Consider the following 15867-nt stretch of genomic DNA (forward strand, 5'->3'; position numbering starts at 1 on the left):
ACGCTTCACCCTCGTTGACCAGGGCGGAACCCGTTCGGTCCGGTCACTTGGTATCTGTGGGCGGAGATAGATCTCGATCGGGTGAAGATAAGCACACCGATCCGGTTACCGGTGATTTCGATCACCCGAGTGGCTGCTCGTCTCAGCATTCCTACCGCTCATCGCATCACTCGACTGTTGAGCGCACGGCAACCCGAAAGGTCTTTCAGGCGTGAGCCGGGTCTCCCTACGGTGCACGGCGTATCAGGAACGCACCAGGAGGACTTACGTGCCGTTCACACCGTCGTCAAGTACGCGAGGAGGGGACCGTGAGCACCTCTGAGCAGCACACCCCAGCCGAAGCCCAGGGCAGTCACGACTGGGTCGAAGTGCAGGACAGCCCCGATTTCCGGGAGCTCCGCCGCCGGCTGCGCAGTTTCGTGTTCCCCATGGCCGGCCTCTTCCTGGCTTGGTACCTGATGTACGTGCTCCTCGCCGACTACGCCCACGGCTTCATGTCGACGAAGGTCATCGGAAACATCAACGTCGGCCTGATCCTCGGCCTGCTCCAGTTCGTCTCGACGTTCGCCATCACCACGCTGTACGTGCGGCACGCGAACAAGAACCTCGACCCCAAGGCGGAGAAGCTCCGCAACGAGCTGGAAGGGGGTCAAGCGTGAACGGCAACGCCCTGCTCAACATCGGCATCTTCGGCATCTTCGTCGCGGCAACCCTGGTCGTCGTCATCCGGGCCAGCCGCAACACCAAGACGGCCGCCGACTACCTCGCCGCGGGCCGCGCGTTCACCGGGCCCCAGAACGGCATCGCGATCGCGGGTGACTACCTGTCCGCCGCGTCGTTCCTCGGCATCGCGGGCGCCATCGCGGTCAACGGCTACGACGGCTTCCTGTACTCGATCGGCTTCCTGGTGGCGTGGCTCGTCGCGCTGCTGCTGGTCGCCGAACTGCTGCGCAACACCGGCAAGTACACGATGGGCGACGTGCTCGCGTTCCGGATGCGGCAGCGCCCCGTCCGCGCGGCGGCGGCCACGTCGACGATGGCCGTGTCGTTCTTCTACCTGCTGGCCCAGATGGCGGGCGCCGGCGGTCTCGTCGCGCTCCTGCTGGGCATCACCGGCAAGGGCGGCCAGGCCGTCGTGATCGTCGTGGTCGGCGCGCTGATGATCGCCTACGTGCTCATCGGCGGCATGAAGGGCACCACCTGGGTGCAGATCATCAAGGCGGTCCTGCTGATCGTCGGCGCGGGCGTGATGACGGTTTGGGTGCTCGCCAAGTACGGCCTGAACCTGTCCACCCTGCTCGGCGCGGCCGTGGACAACGCGCCCAAGGCCGGCGAGAAGCTGCTCGGTCCGGGTCTGCAGTACGGCGCGACCGGCACGTCGAAGCTGGACTTCCTGTCGCTGGCCCTCGCGCTGGTGCTGGGCACGGCCGGTCTGCCGCACATCCTGATGCGCTTCTACACCGTGCCGACCGCCAAGGAAGCACGTCGCTCGGTGGTCTGGGCGATCTGGTTGATCGGCCTGTTCTACCTGTTCACGCTGGTCCTGGGCTACGGCGCGGCGGCGCTCGTCGGCCCCGACAAGATCAACGCGGCACCCGGCAAGGCGAACTCGGCGGCTCCGCTGCTCGCCGAGGCGCTCGGCGGACCGCTGCTGCTCGGCCTGATCGCGGCGGTCGCGTTCGCCACGATCCTCGCCGTGGTGGCCGGGTTGACGATCACCGCGTCGGCGTCGTTCGCGCACGACATCTACGCCAACATCATCAAGAAGGGTGAGGCGGAGGACAAGGACGCCGAGGTCAAGGTCGCCCGGCGGACCGCGATCGTGATCGGCATCGTGTCGATCGTCGGCGGCATCGCGGCCAACGGCCAGAACATCGCGTTCCTGGTGGCCCTCGCGTTCGCGGTGGCGGCGTCGGCGAACCTGCCGACCATCCTGTACTCGCTGTTCTGGAAGCGGTTCAACACCTCCGGCGCGCTGTGGAGCATCTACGGCGGTCTCGCGGTGACGATCACGCTGATCGTGCTGTCGCCCGCGGTGTCCGGCAAGGCGACGTCGATGTTCCCGACCGCGGACTTCGACCTGTTCCCGCTGTCCAACCCGGGCATCGTGTCGATCCCGGTGGCGTTCATCCTCGGTTACATCGGCACGGTGATGTCGAAGGAGGACGACAAGGAGAAGTACGCGGAGATGGAGGTGCGGGCGCTCACCGGCGTCGGCGCCGAGAAGGCTGTCGCCCACTAAGGGTCATCAGTCCATTCCGCTGGGGAACCACGCCGGCCGCCATCCCGTTGAGGAACTGTCCACCTCCGGGAAGGCGGTCGGCGTGCTCCTTATCCCCGGTTTATGACCCACGTGGCAGCATGGACCCGTGACCGTTCCCAGCGTTGAAGTGTCCGAGGTGCCGGCGGACCTGCCGGCGGGCAAAGTGCTGCTCGACGTCCGCGAGGCCGACGAGTGGGCGGCGGGCCACGCCCCGGGCGCCCTGCACATCCCGATGAGCGAGCTGGCGGGCAGGCTGGGCGACCTTCCGGGCGACAGCGAGTTCTACGTCGTGTGCCGCTCCGGCGGCCGTTCCGCGCGGGTCACGCAGTACCTGAACGCCAACGGCTGGGACGCGACGAACGTCGACGGCGGCATGCAGCTGTGGTCGGCGGCAGGCCGTCCGCTGGTCGGAGAGGTCGAGGGCGCGGAGCCCGAGGTCATCTGACATGGCAGTGCTGCGACCGATGCGCGTGGACTGGGTGGCGACCCCGCCACCCGGCGCCTACCCGCACCGTCGCCCGGGTGCGCCGAAGCGCGGCTACACCGGCCCGCCGTCGTACCCGGTGCCACCGCGCTGGGGCTTCCCGCTGCTGGCGTGGCGCTGGCCCACGTCCGTGGCGATGGAGCACGACCAGCCCGCCGACACGGTCGACCAGGCCCAACGCCTGGCCAGGACCGCCTCGCACGCCCTGGGCCTGGCCGCGCTCACCGCCGTGTGGGCCGCGGGCAGCGAGATCTGGCGTTACGTGCTGCTGCTGCTGAGCCGCTACGGCGCCCTCTCCTCGACCACGGTGGGCGTGTCGGACGCGATGGTCGTGGCCTCGTCGGTGGTGACCGTCGTGGCGTCCGCGACGGCCCTGGTCTTCACCCTCCTGTGGCTGCGCCGGGCCAGGAACGCGGCCGCCGCCGAAGCCGGCTACGGCCCGTCCAGGTCGGACCGCGAGGTCCTGATCAGCCTGGTGATCCCGGGCGTGAACCTGGTGGTCCCGGGTTCGGTGCTGGCAGAGCTGGAACACGCCGCGCTGCGCGAACCAGCCACCACCCGCCCCAAGCCCTCCAAGCTCATCCGCTGGTGGTGGGCCCTGTGGGCGTTCACCGGCGTGTTCACCCTGTTCACGTTCGTGTGGTCGTTCCGCTCCAGCGTCCAGGCCCTGGCAGACGGCGTCCTCTTCCACGCACTCGCGGACCTACTGGCCGCCGCCGTGGCGATCCTGACGGCCGTCGTGGTCCGCCGCATCACCACCTTGCTGCTCCCGGTGGACGCGGGCGCCATCCGCCGCATGAGGGTCGTGGACGTGAAAGACGCCCCGCCGCCCACCCTGCGCCCCGTCCGCACCTCAGGCTCCCCGCGCTAGCCGCGGAGCCGTCCACCCCGCCTGTTCCGGGAGCCCGACCGCGCAGGATCAGGCGCAGACGGTGGCGTGGAGGTCACGCGGGTTGATCCTCGAAGTCCCGGTCCTCGTAATCCCAGACGAGCGCCAGGGGAACACGCCTGCCGTAGCGGTTGAGGGCCGATTCGGCGGAGGCGTGCTGCCCGATGAACGTCTTACCCGTGTCGGGATCACGCCGGTAGGTGATCGCGTTCGTCGTCTCCTCCTCGATGACCTCCATGCCCCACGCGAAGATCCGGTTGCGGTCGGTCTGGTCCACCAGGCTGAAAAGGTTCGCTTCCACGGGACCGACTGTCCCGCCGGGAGATCCACTCCATGCGGTGAAGCGCGGCGGGAATCCCGGTTTCACGCGTCCCGGCGGATCATGCTGCCCTGTGCCCACTCCGCCACCGTTCCGCCGCCGTCGGTTGGGGAAGAAGCTCGCCCGGATGCGGGCCAAAGCCAAGATGACCCTCGATGACGCCGCCAAAGCCCTCTACCGGACCAAGTCCACCCTCCACCGACTGGAGAAGGGCGAGACGATCCTGGACGTCCACCTCGCCAAGTCGATGATGGACCTCTACGACCAGTACGACCCCGAGCTCCTCGACCAGGCACTGCGAGCCCGTGAACCCGGTTGGTGGACCACCTTCGGCATCGAGAACCAGGGCTACATCGACGTCGAAACCGAGTCCTCCGATGTGCGGGACCTTTCGCCGCTGATCATTCCTGGTCTGCTCCAAACGACGGGCTACGTGCGGGCCATGTTCGAGGCGCACCGGCTGAAGCGGACCAAGCGGTGGTTGGAGAACGACATCCGCGTCCGCCGGATCCGGCAACAGCGATTGACCGACCCGGACGACCCGCTTCGGCTGCACGCGATCATCGAGGACATGGCCGGCGCGGTGCACATCGAGGATGAGCAGGGGCTCCGGGAAGCTGAACTCATGTTCGAGCACTTGGCTTCCCGAGCGTTGAGCCCGGAGGAGTCGATTGCGCTGGTTGAACGGGTCCTGGCCGAGTGGAAGAGGCGATGGCTGTGTCCACTGTGGACCTCTCCGGTGCCGTGTGGCGGAAGAGCAGCCGTAGTGGTGGGGCCAGCAACACCAACTGCGTCGAAGTCGCGTTCACCGGTCCCGCCGTAGCCGTCCGGGACTCGAAGAACCCGGACGCCGCAACGCTCGCGTTTCCCGCTGTTCAATGGTCGTTCTTCTTGCGGCAGTTGGGCTCCTGACGACTGCGTGCCAACGTGAAACCCCATGCGGGCACTTGCGGCAGCTTTGGTTCTTTCTGTCCTGCTCCCAGGCGTGGCGAATGCGCACGGCGGCGGTGGTGACCGGAAGTTCGACCTCCAGGCCCACCGGGGCGGGATCGGGCTGACCGTCGAGAGCACGTTGGCGGCGTTCGCCAAGGCTCTCGAACTGGGCGTCACGACCCTCGAACTGGACGTCCAGATCACCAAGGACGGCCGCGAAGTCGTCACCCACGACCGCAAGACGAACCCCGCGAAGTGCGTCGACACGGCACCCGCCGTCCCCGGCGACCCGGCGTTCCCCTACGCGGGCAAGTACGTGAAGGACCTGACGTTCGCCCAGGTCAGGACCCTGGACTGCGGTTCGCGGCGCTGGTCCCAGTACCCGGACCAGGAACTCTCGCCTGGCGCGAAGATGCCGACCCTGGCCGAGGTGTTCGCCCTGGCCCGTCGCTACCGCGCCTTCAACGTCAAGTTCAACATCGAGACCAAGGTCGAAGCCGCCGCACCGCACGAGACCGCACCCCGCGAGCAGTTCGTGGAGGTCACCGCCCGCGAGATCCGCAAGTCCGGCTTCTACCGCAACGTCACCGTCCAGTCGTTCGACTGGGGCACCCTGATGCTGTGGCGCAAGGCCGAACCGCGCCTCCCGCTGGTCGCCCTCACCCAACCGGAATTCCTCCGCCCCGGCTCCCCTTGGACGGGCGGCCTCAAGCTGGAGGACTTCGGCGGCAGCGTCGTCAAGGCCGTGAAGAGCTTCGGCGCCTCCGCCCTCTCCCCGGTCCACGGCAACCCGCAGAACGGCAAGGTCGGCGACCCGAACTACGTCCCCTTCACCACGAAAGCCCTGGTGGACGAGGCACACGCACACGGCCTGAAGGTCGTCCCGTGGACCGTCAACGACCCCGCCACCATGCACAAGCTCATCGACGACGGCGTGGACGGCATCATCACCGACTACCCGGACCGCCTCCGCACCGTCATGGCCGAGCGCGGCTTCAAACTGCCGAAGAAGTACACGATCAAGCGATAGCCAGGGACTACGCGCTCGTGAGCGGTAGGTCGTGGAGGCCTCGGATGACGAACTCGGCTCGGCGGCGGGGTTCGGCGGCCAGTTCCGCGCCCGGCAGTTTGCGGGCCAGTGACGACAGGGCCGCCTCCACCTCGATGCGGGCCAGCGGCGCGCCCAGGCAGTAGTGGATGCCCATGCCGAAGCCGAGGTGGGGGTTGGGGTTGCGGGCGATGTCGAAGGTGTCCGGGTCGGTGAAGACCTCGGGGTCGCGGGCCGCCGCGCCGAGCAGCGCGGCGATCTTCTGGCCTGGCTCGACGGTGTGGCCGGCGATGGTGACGGCCTCGGTGGCGGTGCGTTCGAACAGCTGCAACGGCGAGTCGTAGCGGATCAGCTCTTCCACCGCCGTGGGCAGCAGAGCGTGGTCGTTCACCAACCGCCGCCACTCGGACGGGTGGTTCATCAACGCCTGCACGCCGTTGCCGATGACGTTGACCGTCGCCTCGTGACCGGCCATGAGCAGCAGCACCGCCGTCGCCACCAGCTCGTCCTCGGTCAGCTTCGCGCCGTCCGCGTCCGTCACCGCGACCAGGTCGGACACCAGATCACGACCCGGCGACGTGCGCCGCAGCGCCACCAGCTCCCGCAGGTACGCGACGAACTCCGTGGCCGCGTGCTCGGCCGCCGCCTGCTTCTCCTCGGCCAACCCGTACTCGTACATCTTCACGATGGCGTTGGACCACGGCTGGAGCAGTGCACGGTCCGCCGCGGGCACGCCCAACAGCTCGGCGATCACCTCGACCGGCAGCGGTGCGGCCACGTGGGACAGCAGGTCCGCCTGCCCCTCCGAGGAGATCTTGGCCACCAGCTCGTCCACCAGCCGGTCCGCCAGGTCCGCGATCCACGGCCGCAACCGCTCCACGTGACCGCGGCCGAACGCGGCGGCGACGAGCCTGCGCAGGCGGCTGTGCGTGGGCGGCTCGTTCTCCAGCAGGGAGTTGCGGTGCAGCAGGTTGAACGAGGTGAACCGCTCGATCGGCTTCGCGTCGGTCCAGATCCGGCCGAGCGACCGGTGCCTGAGCACGGCCGACGCCGCCGCGTGCGACACCGCCAGCGCGATGCCCATCTCCTCGTGCCAGTGCACCTCGCCTTGCGCGCGCATCGCGGCGAACGCGGCGTAGGGATCGGCGATGAAGGCCGGATCGTGCTGGTCGAAGGAGGTCACGGTCACGGACGGTAGGTCTTCGTGGATGCTCACGTCCATCCGGGTGTGGTTGTTGTGGCAAATATTCACCCGAGCTGTGACATGGCGTAGTCGAGTTGACCCGATCCGTACTCCACCAGGAGCATTCCCAGTCGTGTCACCTGAAGTCGTCGCCCACCGCGGTGCGTCCACCCGCCGCCCCGAGCACACCCTCGCCGCGTACGAGCTGGCCCTGCGACAGGGCGCGGACGGGCTGGAGTGCGACGTGCGGCTCACCAAGGACGGGCACCTCGTGTGCCTGCACGACCGCACGATCGACCGCACCAGCGGCGGATCGGGCGTGGTCAGCGCGATGACGCTGGACGAACTGCGGCGGCACGACTTCGGCAGCTGGCACGGCGGCGAGCCGGCCGAGGTGCTGACGCTGGAGGCGTTGCTCGGGTTGGCGGCCGACCACGGCACGCGGTTGTTCATCGAGACCAAGCACCCCGTCCGGTACGGGAGCCTGGTGGAGCGCACGCTCGCCGGGCAGCTGGACCGGCACCGGGTCGACGTGGTGATGATGTCGTTCTCCGTGTTCGCCGTGCACCGGTTCAAGAAGCTCAAGCCCGAGGTGCCGACGGTCCTGCTCTACGACCGCCTGTGGCCCAAGACCCGACCCCGTTTCGCGGATTACGCGGGACCGGGCGTTCACCTGCTCAGGCGTCACCCGGACCGGGGGCAGGGTGTCTACACGTGGACCGCGGACGCTCCGGCCGACATAGCGTTGTGCCGTGAGCGCGGCGTCCGGTTCCTCGCCACCAACAACCCGGACGAAACGCGCGGGCACCTTGCGGATAACTTGACGCCCGATCAGCCCTGAGACCGAGGAGGCGCGGTGGCGAAGCGGACGGCCGTGAAGAGCAAGCCGGCGGACGGCGTCAACCCGCGGCAGCCGTGCCCGTGCGGCTCCGGCAAGCGCTACAAGGCGTGCCACGGTGCGGCGGGCGGTGCGGCGGACGTGATCGTCTCCCGCCCGTTCGAGGGCTTGGCCGCCGAGGCCGAGCTGATCGCGCTGCGCGAGTTCGTGCCGTCGGCGACGGTGAAGCTGCCGCTCGCCGTCGGCGGAGCCGACAATCAGACGACAGACGGCACCCGTCCGATCATCCTCGCCACCGTGCTGCCGATGGCCGCCGCCGGCCTGATCCGCGCGGACGGCACCGCGTTCGTCGGCCTCCAGGTGCAGACCCGGTCCGGCGACCTCAGCCGCGACCTGGCCCGCGCCGTGCAGTGGGCGCTGACCGCCGAGACCGGTGACGCCCTCGCGGTCGTCGGGCCGGACGACGGCGCGAACCCCGGCCGGCTCCAGGACCTGCTCGACCCCGAGGCCGCGTTGAGCCCCGAGCTGCACCCCGACTTCGCGTGGTGGCTGCCGCCGGACAACGAGCCCACCGGCGACGTCGCGCTGTCCCTGGAACGCGCCAACGCCGCCATCCTGCCCACCGAACGCGTGGAAGCGCCCGGTGTGGAGGCCGCCTACTGGGTCGACGCGGGCGACAAGGCGCACCTGCGCTGGGTCCGCCCCGAGCCGGAGGAGACGCTGCTCGCGGCGCTCGCCCGGCTGTCCGTGCGCGGTGAGCTGGACCTCGGCGAGGGCTCCCGGTACGCGGGCTCGTTCCGCGCGCACGGCCTGCTCGTGCCGGTGTGGGACCTGGACCGCGAGCTGCACTCCAGCGAGTGGGCGCCCGGCGCGGAGGCGTTGAGCAAGCGTTTGCAGGATGCTCTGACCAGCCTCGACACCGAACCGCTGACCGAGCCGGAGCGGCGTTCGCGGGACGGCCTGCGGGGGCGGCAGATCACCCTGCGCTGAAGCTGTCCACAGGTATCCCCAGCTTTGTCCACAGGCTCCTGTGGACAACTAGGAGGCGGAGTGATCCTGCGGATCAGCCCCAAGGCCGACTGGAGGCGTGCCCGCGAGGACGGCGCGATCCCGCTCGACCCGGACGGGTTCGTGCACTGCTCGGACCCCGGCACCGTGCACCTGCCCGCCAACCGCCTGTACCCGAACCGGCACGACCTCGTGCTGCTGGTGGTCGACCCGGAAGGCCTGCCGGTGCTGTGGGAGCCGGGGGAGACCGAGGACGGCCCGTGGTTCCCGCACGTCTACGGGCCGATCCCGGCCGACGCGGTGGTGGCCGTGCACGAGTTCACCCCGGACGCCGACGGCGCGTTCCGGCCGCTGCCCGTGCTGTGACGTTGCGCGTGCCGTGACGTGGCCTGTGCTGTGCCGCTGCCTGTGCCGTGACGTTGCCCGATTCGTGACCTTGCCGGCGACAACCGACGACCCCCTTCGCGCGTGAACACCTCGACGGCGGTCGGGAGGTCGCGGGAAGGGGGGCAACGAGGTGACGGCGGTCTTGCCGGTCGAGTGGGTGGACGTGGATGTCGACGTCGACGTCCGGGCGGATTTCGGGGAGTTCGTCCGGATGTCGCTGCCCACGCTGCTGCGGTACGGCCACGCGTTGACCGGCAACCAGCACGACGCCGCCGACCTGGTGCAGACCGTGCTGGAGAAGCTGGGCTCGCGGTGGGCGTCGCTGACGCGCAAGGGGTTCGAGCCGCTGGCGTACGCGCGGCGGTCGATGGCGAACACGCACATCAGCTGGTGGCGCAGACACCGGCGGGAGAGGCTTGTCCCCGACCTGCCGGACGCCATCGGCGAATCGGGGGTCGACCGGCTGGAGCACGAGCCGCTGTGGCAGGCGCTGCGCTCCCTGCCGCCCCGGCAGCGGGCGGTGGTCGTGCTGCGGTTCTACGAGGGTCTGTCGGAGCTGGAGATCGCGGCCACCCTCGGCATCTCGCCGGGAACCGTGAAGAGCCAGAACAGCAGGGCGATGGCGACGTTGCGCAAGAGGCTGGAGGAGGGGTGACGACGGTGGAACTGGACGACCGGCTGCGGGAGCTGTTCGCCGACGAGCGCCTCGACCTGCCCGCACCGCCGGACGCGGCCGAGACGATCGTGGAGGGCGCACGTCGCCGGCGGCGGGCGCGGGTCGCGGTGGCGGCGACGTTCGCGTTGACCGCGCTGGTGGCGGGCGGTGTCGCGGTGAACGGGGTCGGGAGGCTGGTCAGCGAACCGGCGGGTCCCGCCCCGTCCGCGGTGGTCGAGACGGTGACGGTGACCGTGCCCCGGCCGGTGGTGGAGCCCAACGGTTACGCCACCTACCGGCTGGGCATGACCGGTGAGGAGGTCCGGGCTTCGAACCCCCAGCTCATGCCCATCCGGACCGGTCCCGACAAGTGCACGAGCTACAGGTTGGCCCACATGCCGGGCGACCGCGTCGTGGTGTCCCCGGACGACGGCACCGTCGTGCGGATCGAGCTGCCGCCGATGGCCGTGACGCCGTCCGGGGTGGGCGTGGGGTCCTCGGTGGACGACGTGCTGGCCCGGTACCCGAAGGCCGAGCGGCACGGCGACCGGCTCACCGTCGGCATGTCCGGCCCGCCCGAGTGGCGGTACACGTTCCCGCTGGACAACGCTGGGAAGGTGTCGGCCGTGCGGATGGAGTCGACCGGCTCCGACTGCGACTTGGGGGACTGATGAAACGGGTGGTGATCGCGGCGCTGCTCCTGCTGACCGCGTGCGACCCGGCCCCCCGGCCGGCCACGCCGCCCACCACGATCACGGTCAGCGAGACGGTCGAGGTGGACAACTCGCCGGTGATCGACTCCCGCGGTATCGGCGCGGTGCGGCTGGACATGGCGTTGCCGGAACTCCAGGCCACCGGCGAGGTCGGCGACCGGGTGGACGGGCTGGAGTTCTCGTGCCCGGTCTACGAGCTGAAGGCCGTGCGGGGCTGGATCGGCATCGAGGACGGCGTCGCGGTGGAGATCCGGGTCGAGTCGAACGCCCGCACGCCCGAGAACCTGCGCATCGGCGACTCGCGGGCGCGCATGCACGAGGTCTACCCGGACGTGTCGCAGAACCCGCACGGGTTCATCCAGGAGTTGGACGCCGACACCCGGTACAAGTTCATCTTCCAGAACGCGGGCGACACGCTCACCGGCATCAGCCTGACCAAGGTCGACCGGGGCTGCCTGACCTAGCCCCGGAAAGGCCGGAACGCCCGCCGCCACTCGTGCGGACGGGCGTTCCGGATCGCGCCGTTCTACAGGGCGCCGCCGGCGACCCTGGGCGCGGTCGGGTCGGAGCCCTCCTCGCCCACGCTCTCGCGGATGAGGAAGTTCTCCACGTGGAACAAGTTCCCGTCGGCGCGGTCGATCACGGTGAGCAGCGTGCTCATCGACGCGACCTCCTCCACCTGCTCCTTGAGGAACCACTGGAGGAACTGCTCGCCGAGGTAGTCGCCCTCGTCGCGGGCGGCCTTGGCGAGGGCCACGATCTGGGCGGTGACCGTCTTCTCCTGCTCCAGCGCGAGCGCGACCGGCTCGCGCGGACCGGCGAAGTCGTTGCGCACGTCGTCCACACCCGGAATGGCCGCCGGGAGGCCGGTGTCCATCAGGTAACGCACGATCATCATCGCGTGGTTGCGCTCTTCCAAGGCCTGCTTGTAGAAGTGCGAAGCGAGCCGCGGGAGGTCATTGGCGTCGTACCAGACCGCGACGGCCACGTACTGCTGCGAGGCCGTGAACTCGTTGCGGACCTGCTGCTGGAGCAGGTCGTGGAACTTCGAAGCACGCGCGGGAGAAATCTTCTTCAGGTTGACCGCCATGCTTCGAGAATAACCGAATGTGCGGTTTAATGCATTTCAGGTAAGGCTATCGAAGCCAAGGAAAGGGTTACCGAAGAAAGCTTAGGCAACCCTTTCCCGGCGTATTTCACACGAGTGGGGCGCGGTCGATCGGGCAGGACATGCAGCGCGGCCCGCCCCGGCCCGAACCCAGTTCCGAGCCGCTGATCCGGATCACCTCGACGCCCGCGTCCTCCAGGCGCGCGTTGGTCTCCACGTTCCGCTCGTAGGCCACGACGAGACCGGGCCCGACGGCCAGCGTGTTGTTGCCGTCGTCCCACTGCTCGCGTTCCGCGGTCACCGGGTCCAGCCCGGTGTCGATCACGCGCAGCTTCTCGATGCCCATCGCGTCGGCCGCCGCCTCCAGGAACGGACGCCGGTCGTCGACCACGACGCCGCCCGCACCGTCCGACCGGACCGGGAAGGCGAACAGGTTGTCCCGCACCGCCGGGTACATCACCACGGCGTCCCGGTCGACCATCGTGCACACCGTGTCCAGGTGCATGGTCGCCCGCTCCTGCGTGATGGGCACCGCCAGCACGGTGTGCGCCAGGCCGTCGGCCAGCGCGGACCGGGCGAACGACTCGGCGCCCGCCGGCGTGGTCCGCTCGCCGACGCCGATCGCCAGCACGCCCGGCGCGAGCAGCAGCACGTCACCGCCCTCGACCGGCGCGGAGTGCGCCCCGTACGCGCGACCCGTCTTGCGGAACCGCGGGTGGTAGGCGTAGATCAGGTCGGTCAGCGCCGTCTCCCGCTCGCGGGCGGGCAGCGCCAGCGACGTGATCGCCACCCGGTCGCCGACCCACACCGACGAGTCGCGGGTGAACAGCAGGTTCGGCAGCGGGGCGACGGCGAAGTCGATCGGGTGGTGCATCTTGCGCACCAGCGACGCGCCCTCGGCCGCGGGCAGCTCCTCGAACGTCATGCCGGTCATCAGCGCGGTGGCCAGCTGGTCCGGGCTGATCGACGCGAGGTGCGAGCGCAACGCGTCGGCCAGGTCGATGCCCAGCCGCCGTTCGTTGACCGCGCTGTGGATGCCCGCGATCCGGGCCCGGTCGTCGTGCAGCGCCGCGACCAGCAGGTCCGACAGCAACAGCACCTCGACGCCCCGACCGCGCAGCAGCTCGGCGAACGCGTCGTGCTCCTCCTGGGCGCGGTCGACCCACGGCACGCCGTCGAACAGCAGCTGGTCGTTGTTGCGCGGGGTGAGCCGCTTGAGCTCGGCGCCGGGCCGGTGCAGCAGCACCGTGCGCAGCGGACCGACTTCGCTGTCGACTCTGGGCGCCGGTGCCGGCACGCCGTCGGCGGACGTGGACGCGGTCTGGGCTATGTGCGCAGTCACGGGACCGAGAGTAACCCGAGACCGGTTATTTCAGCAGCTCAGAGTGGCCTATTCCAGCGAAGCTCGATCGTGTGGCCGCTCCGGAATGACGATTCGTTGTGTGATTGGCGGTGTTGGGCGTTTGAACGTTGCGTTGTCACGTGGACTGCCGGTCCGGCCATGCCGTTGCGGGATGATCGTGTTCTACAGGGGAGGATCAGTGGCGGACTTCCGCTTGTTCATCGACGCGCCGGGCCGAGCCACCTCGGCGACGAGCCAGCTGCTCCAAGAGCTGGTCAGGGCCGCCAAGGCCGATGCCCGTCCCGCACCCGCCGAGGCGCCGAGCGGCTCCAAGAGCGGCGCGGGCGCCACCATCGCCGAACTCGTCCTCAACGGCGCCCTGCCCGCCGCCGTGGCCGCCGCCGTCGCGTCCGTGGTCACGTCGTTCGTGCAGCGCGGCAGCGCGCGCAAGGTGACGATCAAGACCGGTGACGACGAGATCACCGTCGAGGGCGTGGACGCGCGCTCGCAGAAGGCCCTGGTGGAGAAGTGGCTGCGCGAGCACGAGAGCGAGGGGTGACGTGGGTCGGTACGCCCTCCTGGTCGCCACCGGCGAGTACGAGGACGTCCGGCTGAGCAGGCTGCGCGCCCCCGAGCAGGACGTGGAACGGCTCGCCGCCGTGCTGGAGGACCCGGACGTCGGCGGGTTCACGTCGGTCGAGGTGCTGCGGGACAAGACCGACTACGAGATCCGCCGTGCGGTCGAGGAGGTGCTCGCCGCGCGGGAGGCCGAAGACCTGGTGCTGCTGTACTTCTCGTGCCACGGCCTCACCACGCCCGCGCGTCGGCTGTACTTCGCCGCGTCCAACACCGTGCAGGACCGGCCCGCCGGCACCGCCATCCCGCGTTCGTTCCTCAACGAGCAGTTGGAGGACTGCCGCGCGTCCGGGCGGTTGCTGCTGCTCGACTGCTGCTTCAGCGGCGCGTTCGTGGAGGGGTTCAAGGCGGCCTCCGACATCGCCGTGCTGGACGACGCCGTGCTGGACGACGTCGGCACCGGGTACGTGGTGATGACCGCGTCCAACGCCTACGAGTACGCGTTCGAGCAGGACTCGTTGTCCCTGGACGCACCGCGGGCGTCGCTGTTCACCGACGTGCTGATCGAGGGCCTGGCCAGCGGGAACGCCGACCTCGACGGCGACGGGTGGATCGACGTCGACGAGCTGTTCAAGTACGCGCAGGGCGAGGTGCGCGGCAGGCGTCCTGATCAGACGCCGCAGTTCTTCGCGCACGGGTCGTCCACGCCGCTGAGGATCGCGCGGGCCGGTGGTGCGCCGGGTCGGCGGTTGCGGCGCACGGCCTCCTACACGTCCGGGCAACTGCTGGTGGCGCGTGGTTTCCGGGCCGCCGCCGAACCGGTGTGCCGGACGTTGGGGCCGATGGGACGGCGGGCCGTGGTGTTCGTGGACCGGCGGCCGGTGGAGCTGTCCGACGCGTCGGCGATCGCTTCGGCGCTCCAGCCCGACGACCCGCGCGACTCGCTCGGTGCGGAGTACGTGCGGGACCTGGTGCGGGAGGTGCGGCGGGACGCCGGTGACGGCGCGGCTTCGGCGGTGGCCGTGGCGCGCGCGGCGATCGGCGGGCTGATCGAGGCGATGCGGGACGGCCACAACCCGGTGCGCCTGATGCGTGGGGTGCGGGCGGCTGCCGCCCGTGCCGTGGAGTTGATCGCGGAGGCGGCCGTGCCGCTGAAGATGCGGGCGGTGGAGGGGTTGGCCACGGCCGCGTCGGGCGATAGGGAGATCGGTGCTCTGGTCCGGGACGTGGTCGGAGTGACCGGGCGGCGCGGGCCGATCCTCGTGGAGGAGAGCAAGGGGTTCGGCCTGGAGCACGAGATCGGCCGCGGCGTGCGGTTCGATCGCGGCTACGCGTCCAGCCTGTTCGTGATCGACGCGGCGCGGCGCGAGGCGGTCCTGGTGAATCCGGGGGTGTTGCTGGTGAGCGGACACCTGCCCGAGACAGTCGGCGAAGCGATCAAGAACGTCCCCGGAGACCTGCTCGTGGTGTGCGAGGAGTTGCCGCACGAGGCGCTTGCCGAGCTGCTGGAGGCTCAGCGGCCTGTGATCGCGGTCGTCGTCGACGAGGATGGGTTGAACCAGCTCCAACGTGCGGTGGGCGGCACGGTTCTGGACGCGGACCTGCTGCTGTCGGCGAAGCTGCGGTCGTACGGGCGGGCGAAGAAGATCGTGGTGACCGAACGCGAGACCGTGGTGTTCGTCGGGCGTACGTCGGTCGGTGGTGGGCCCGCCGGTCTCATCCGGGCAGGGGCTTCGGAAATCGCCAAAGTGGAGCGCGCTGTGCGTGCCGTGCGCAGTGCGGCGTACGAGGGCGTCTTACGCGGTGGCGGAGTCGGGCTGGCCGAGGTTGGCGCGCGACTGGCCGCCGATGCCGTCGGCACACTCGAGGAGATCGCGGGCTGGCAGGCGTTCGCCGCCGCGTTCGCGGAACCGGCGCGCCTGGTCGCGGAGAACGCGGCGCTCACCGTCGAAGACCTCGACCCGTCGTTGCTCGACTCGGCGGGCGTGGCACGTGTGGTGGTCAACGCCGCCGCCGGTACCGCGTCACGCTTCCTGCTGGTCGGTTAGCGTGGGAGTCCGACAGCGTGGGAGTCGCCTGGCGCACGAGGTGTCCGGGACCACGGATGAGCGGCGGATACCT

At 69.8% G+C, this 15867-nt stretch carries 19 protein-coding genes; 15 read left to right on the top strand and 4 right to left on the bottom strand.

Annotation, left to right across the window (positions count from 1 at the left end; translation table 11 throughout):
* Positions 1 to 308: 308 nt before the first annotated feature.
* The 4 genes from FM051_RS33780 to FM051_RS33795 all read left to right on the top strand — a co-directional run bounded on the left by FM051_RS33780 (position 309) and on the right by FM051_RS33795 (position 3618).
* A complete protein-coding gene (locus FM051_RS33780; RefSeq protein WP_158850574.1) occupies positions 309 to 659 on the top strand; it encodes a DUF485 domain-containing protein in 351 nt (116 codons plus the stop codon).
* Positions 656 to 2242 (top strand): solute symporter family protein, encoded by a 1587-nt coding sequence (locus tag FM051_RS33785; protein ID WP_158850576.1) that lies wholly within the window; start codon positions 656 to 658, stop codon positions 2240 to 2242. Before FM051_RS33780 ends, FM051_RS33785 begins: the two co-directional genes overlap by 4 nt.
* A gap of 127 nt (positions 2243 to 2369) precedes the next feature.
* Positions 2370 to 2708 (top strand): rhodanese-like domain-containing protein, encoded by a 339-nt coding sequence (locus FM051_RS33790; RefSeq protein WP_158850578.1) that lies wholly within the window; start codon positions 2370 to 2372, stop codon positions 2706 to 2708.
* 1 nt (position 2709) lies between these two features.
* Positions 2710 to 3618 carry a DUF4328 domain-containing protein gene (locus FM051_RS33795; RefSeq protein ID WP_158850580.1) on the top strand — a complete coding sequence of 303 codons (909 nt, stop codon included), beginning with the start codon at positions 2710 to 2712 and terminating at the stop codon, positions 3616 to 3618.
* A 73-nt stretch (positions 3619 to 3691) separates the two neighbouring features.
* Here FM051_RS33795 and FM051_RS33800 read toward each other — a convergent pair whose 3' ends face one another.
* On the bottom strand, positions 3692 to 3937 hold the full coding sequence (locus tag FM051_RS33800) for a hypothetical protein (RefSeq protein ID WP_162470764.1): 246 nt from the start codon (positions 3935 to 3937) through the stop codon (positions 3692 to 3694).
* Between the two features lie 37 nt (positions 3938 to 3974).
* Here FM051_RS33800 and FM051_RS33805 point away from each other — a divergent pair, with 37 nt between their 5' ends.
* The 3 genes from FM051_RS33805 to FM051_RS33815 are packed head-to-tail and all read left to right on the top strand — an operon-like array spanning position 3975 to position 5918.
* Positions 3975 to 4778 carry a Scr1 family TA system antitoxin-like transcriptional regulator gene (locus tag FM051_RS33805; RefSeq protein WP_238412840.1) on the top strand — a complete coding sequence of 268 codons (804 nt, stop codon included), beginning with the start codon at positions 3975 to 3977 and terminating at the stop codon, positions 4776 to 4778.
* The gene (locus FM051_RS33810) at positions 4700 to 4867 is read left to right on the top strand and encodes a DUF397 domain-containing protein (RefSeq protein WP_238412841.1); all 168 of its coding nucleotides are present in this window, start codon (positions 4700 to 4702) and stop codon (positions 4865 to 4867) included. Before FM051_RS33805 ends, FM051_RS33810 begins: the two co-directional genes overlap by 79 nt.
* Before the next feature lie 25 nt (positions 4868 to 4892).
* Positions 4893 to 5918, top strand: coding sequence for a glycerophosphodiester phosphodiesterase (locus FM051_RS33815; RefSeq protein ID WP_158850584.1), 1026 nt, complete (start codon positions 4893 to 4895; stop codon positions 5916 to 5918).
* A gap of 7 nt (positions 5919 to 5925) precedes the next feature.
* Here the strand turns inward: FM051_RS33815 and FM051_RS33820 are convergent, their stop codons facing one another.
* Positions 5926 to 7158: a cytochrome P450 gene (locus FM051_RS33820; protein WP_158850586.1), complete on the bottom strand. Its 1233-nt coding sequence runs from the start codon at positions 7156 to 7158 to the stop codon at positions 5926 to 5928.
* Between the two features lie 94 nt (positions 7159 to 7252).
* On the opposite strand from FM051_RS33820, the gene FM051_RS33825 reads away from it, so the two are divergent.
* The 6 genes from FM051_RS33825 to FM051_RS33850 all read left to right on the top strand — a co-directional run bounded on the left by FM051_RS33825 (position 7253) and on the right by FM051_RS33850 (position 11184).
* A complete protein-coding gene (locus FM051_RS33825; RefSeq protein ID WP_202919156.1) occupies positions 7253 to 7960 on the top strand; it encodes a glycerophosphodiester phosphodiesterase family protein in 708 nt (235 codons plus the stop codon).
* 15 nt (positions 7961 to 7975) lie between these two features.
* Positions 7976 to 8947: a DUF5926 family protein gene (locus FM051_RS33830; RefSeq protein ID WP_158850590.1), complete on the top strand. Its 972-nt coding sequence runs from the start codon at positions 7976 to 7978 to the stop codon at positions 8945 to 8947.
* A gap of 60 nt (positions 8948 to 9007) precedes the next feature.
* Positions 9008 to 9331 carry a DUF952 domain-containing protein gene (locus tag FM051_RS33835; protein ID WP_158850592.1) on the top strand — a complete coding sequence of 108 codons (324 nt, stop codon included), beginning with the start codon at positions 9008 to 9010 and terminating at the stop codon, positions 9329 to 9331.
* Positions 9332 to 9482: 151 nt separating this feature from the next.
* Positions 9483 to 10007, top strand: coding sequence for a SigE family RNA polymerase sigma factor (locus FM051_RS33840; RefSeq protein WP_158850594.1), 525 nt, complete (start codon positions 9483 to 9485; stop codon positions 10005 to 10007).
* Positions 10004 to 10678 (top strand): hypothetical protein, encoded by a 675-nt coding sequence (locus tag FM051_RS33845; protein WP_158850596.1) that lies wholly within the window; start codon positions 10004 to 10006, stop codon positions 10676 to 10678. Before FM051_RS33840 ends, FM051_RS33845 begins: the two co-directional genes overlap by 4 nt.
* A complete protein-coding gene (locus FM051_RS33850; protein ID WP_158850598.1) occupies positions 10678 to 11184 on the top strand; it encodes a hypothetical protein in 507 nt (168 codons plus the stop codon). Before FM051_RS33845 ends, FM051_RS33850 begins: the two co-directional genes overlap by 1 nt.
* A 62-nt stretch (positions 11185 to 11246) precedes the next feature.
* On the opposite strand, the gene FM051_RS33855 is transcribed toward FM051_RS33850, so the two are convergent.
* Together FM051_RS33855 and FM051_RS33860 are read right to left on the bottom strand one after the other, a co-directional pair.
* Positions 11247 to 11810 (bottom strand): ferritin, encoded by a 564-nt coding sequence (locus FM051_RS33855; RefSeq protein WP_158850600.1) that lies wholly within the window; start codon positions 11808 to 11810, stop codon positions 11247 to 11249.
* A gap of 106 nt (positions 11811 to 11916) precedes the next feature.
* Complete coding sequence (locus FM051_RS33860; protein ID WP_420803645.1) at positions 11917 to 13170, bottom strand: arginine deiminase; 1254 nt, start codon at positions 13168 to 13170, stop codon at positions 11917 to 11919.
* A 199-nt stretch (positions 13171 to 13369) separates the two neighbouring features.
* On the opposite strand from FM051_RS33860, the gene FM051_RS33865 reads away from it, so the two are divergent.
* Entirely contained in the window at positions 13370 to 13729 is a 360-nt protein-coding gene (locus tag FM051_RS33865) for a hypothetical protein (protein ID WP_158850602.1), read from the top strand.
* Between the two features lies 1 nt (position 13730).
* Entirely contained in the window at positions 13731 to 15794 is a 2064-nt protein-coding gene (locus tag FM051_RS33870; RefSeq protein WP_158850604.1) for a caspase, EACC1-associated type, read from the top strand.
* Positions 15795 to 15867: the final 73 nt, after the last annotated feature.

Source organism: Saccharothrix deserti (genome assembly GCF_009769385.1).
GTDB lineage: Bacteria > Actinomycetota > Actinomycetes > Mycobacteriales > Pseudonocardiaceae > Actinosynnema > Actinosynnema deserti.

Bases quoted from the DNA above. Each gene is read 5' to 3' on its own strand.
- FM051_RS33850 (WP_158850598.1), top strand. From the start codon at position 10,678: ATGAAACGGGTGGTGATCGCGGCGCTGCTCCTGCTGACCGCGTGCGAC.
- FM051_RS33815 (WP_158850584.1), top strand. From the start codon at position 4,893: ATGCGGGCACTTGCGGCAGCTTTGGTTCTTTCTGTCCTGCTCCCAGGC.
- FM051_RS33855 (WP_158850600.1), bottom strand. From the start codon at position 11,810: ATGGCGGTCAACCTGAAGAAGATTTCTCCCGCGCGTGCTTCGAAGTTC.
- FM051_RS33820 (WP_158850586.1), bottom strand. From the start codon at position 7,158: ATGGACGTGAGCATCCACGAAGACCTACCGTCCGTGACCGTGACCTCC.
- FM051_RS33795 (WP_158850580.1), top strand. From the start codon at position 2,710: ATGGCAGTGCTGCGACCGATGCGCGTGGACTGGGTGGCGACCCCGCCA.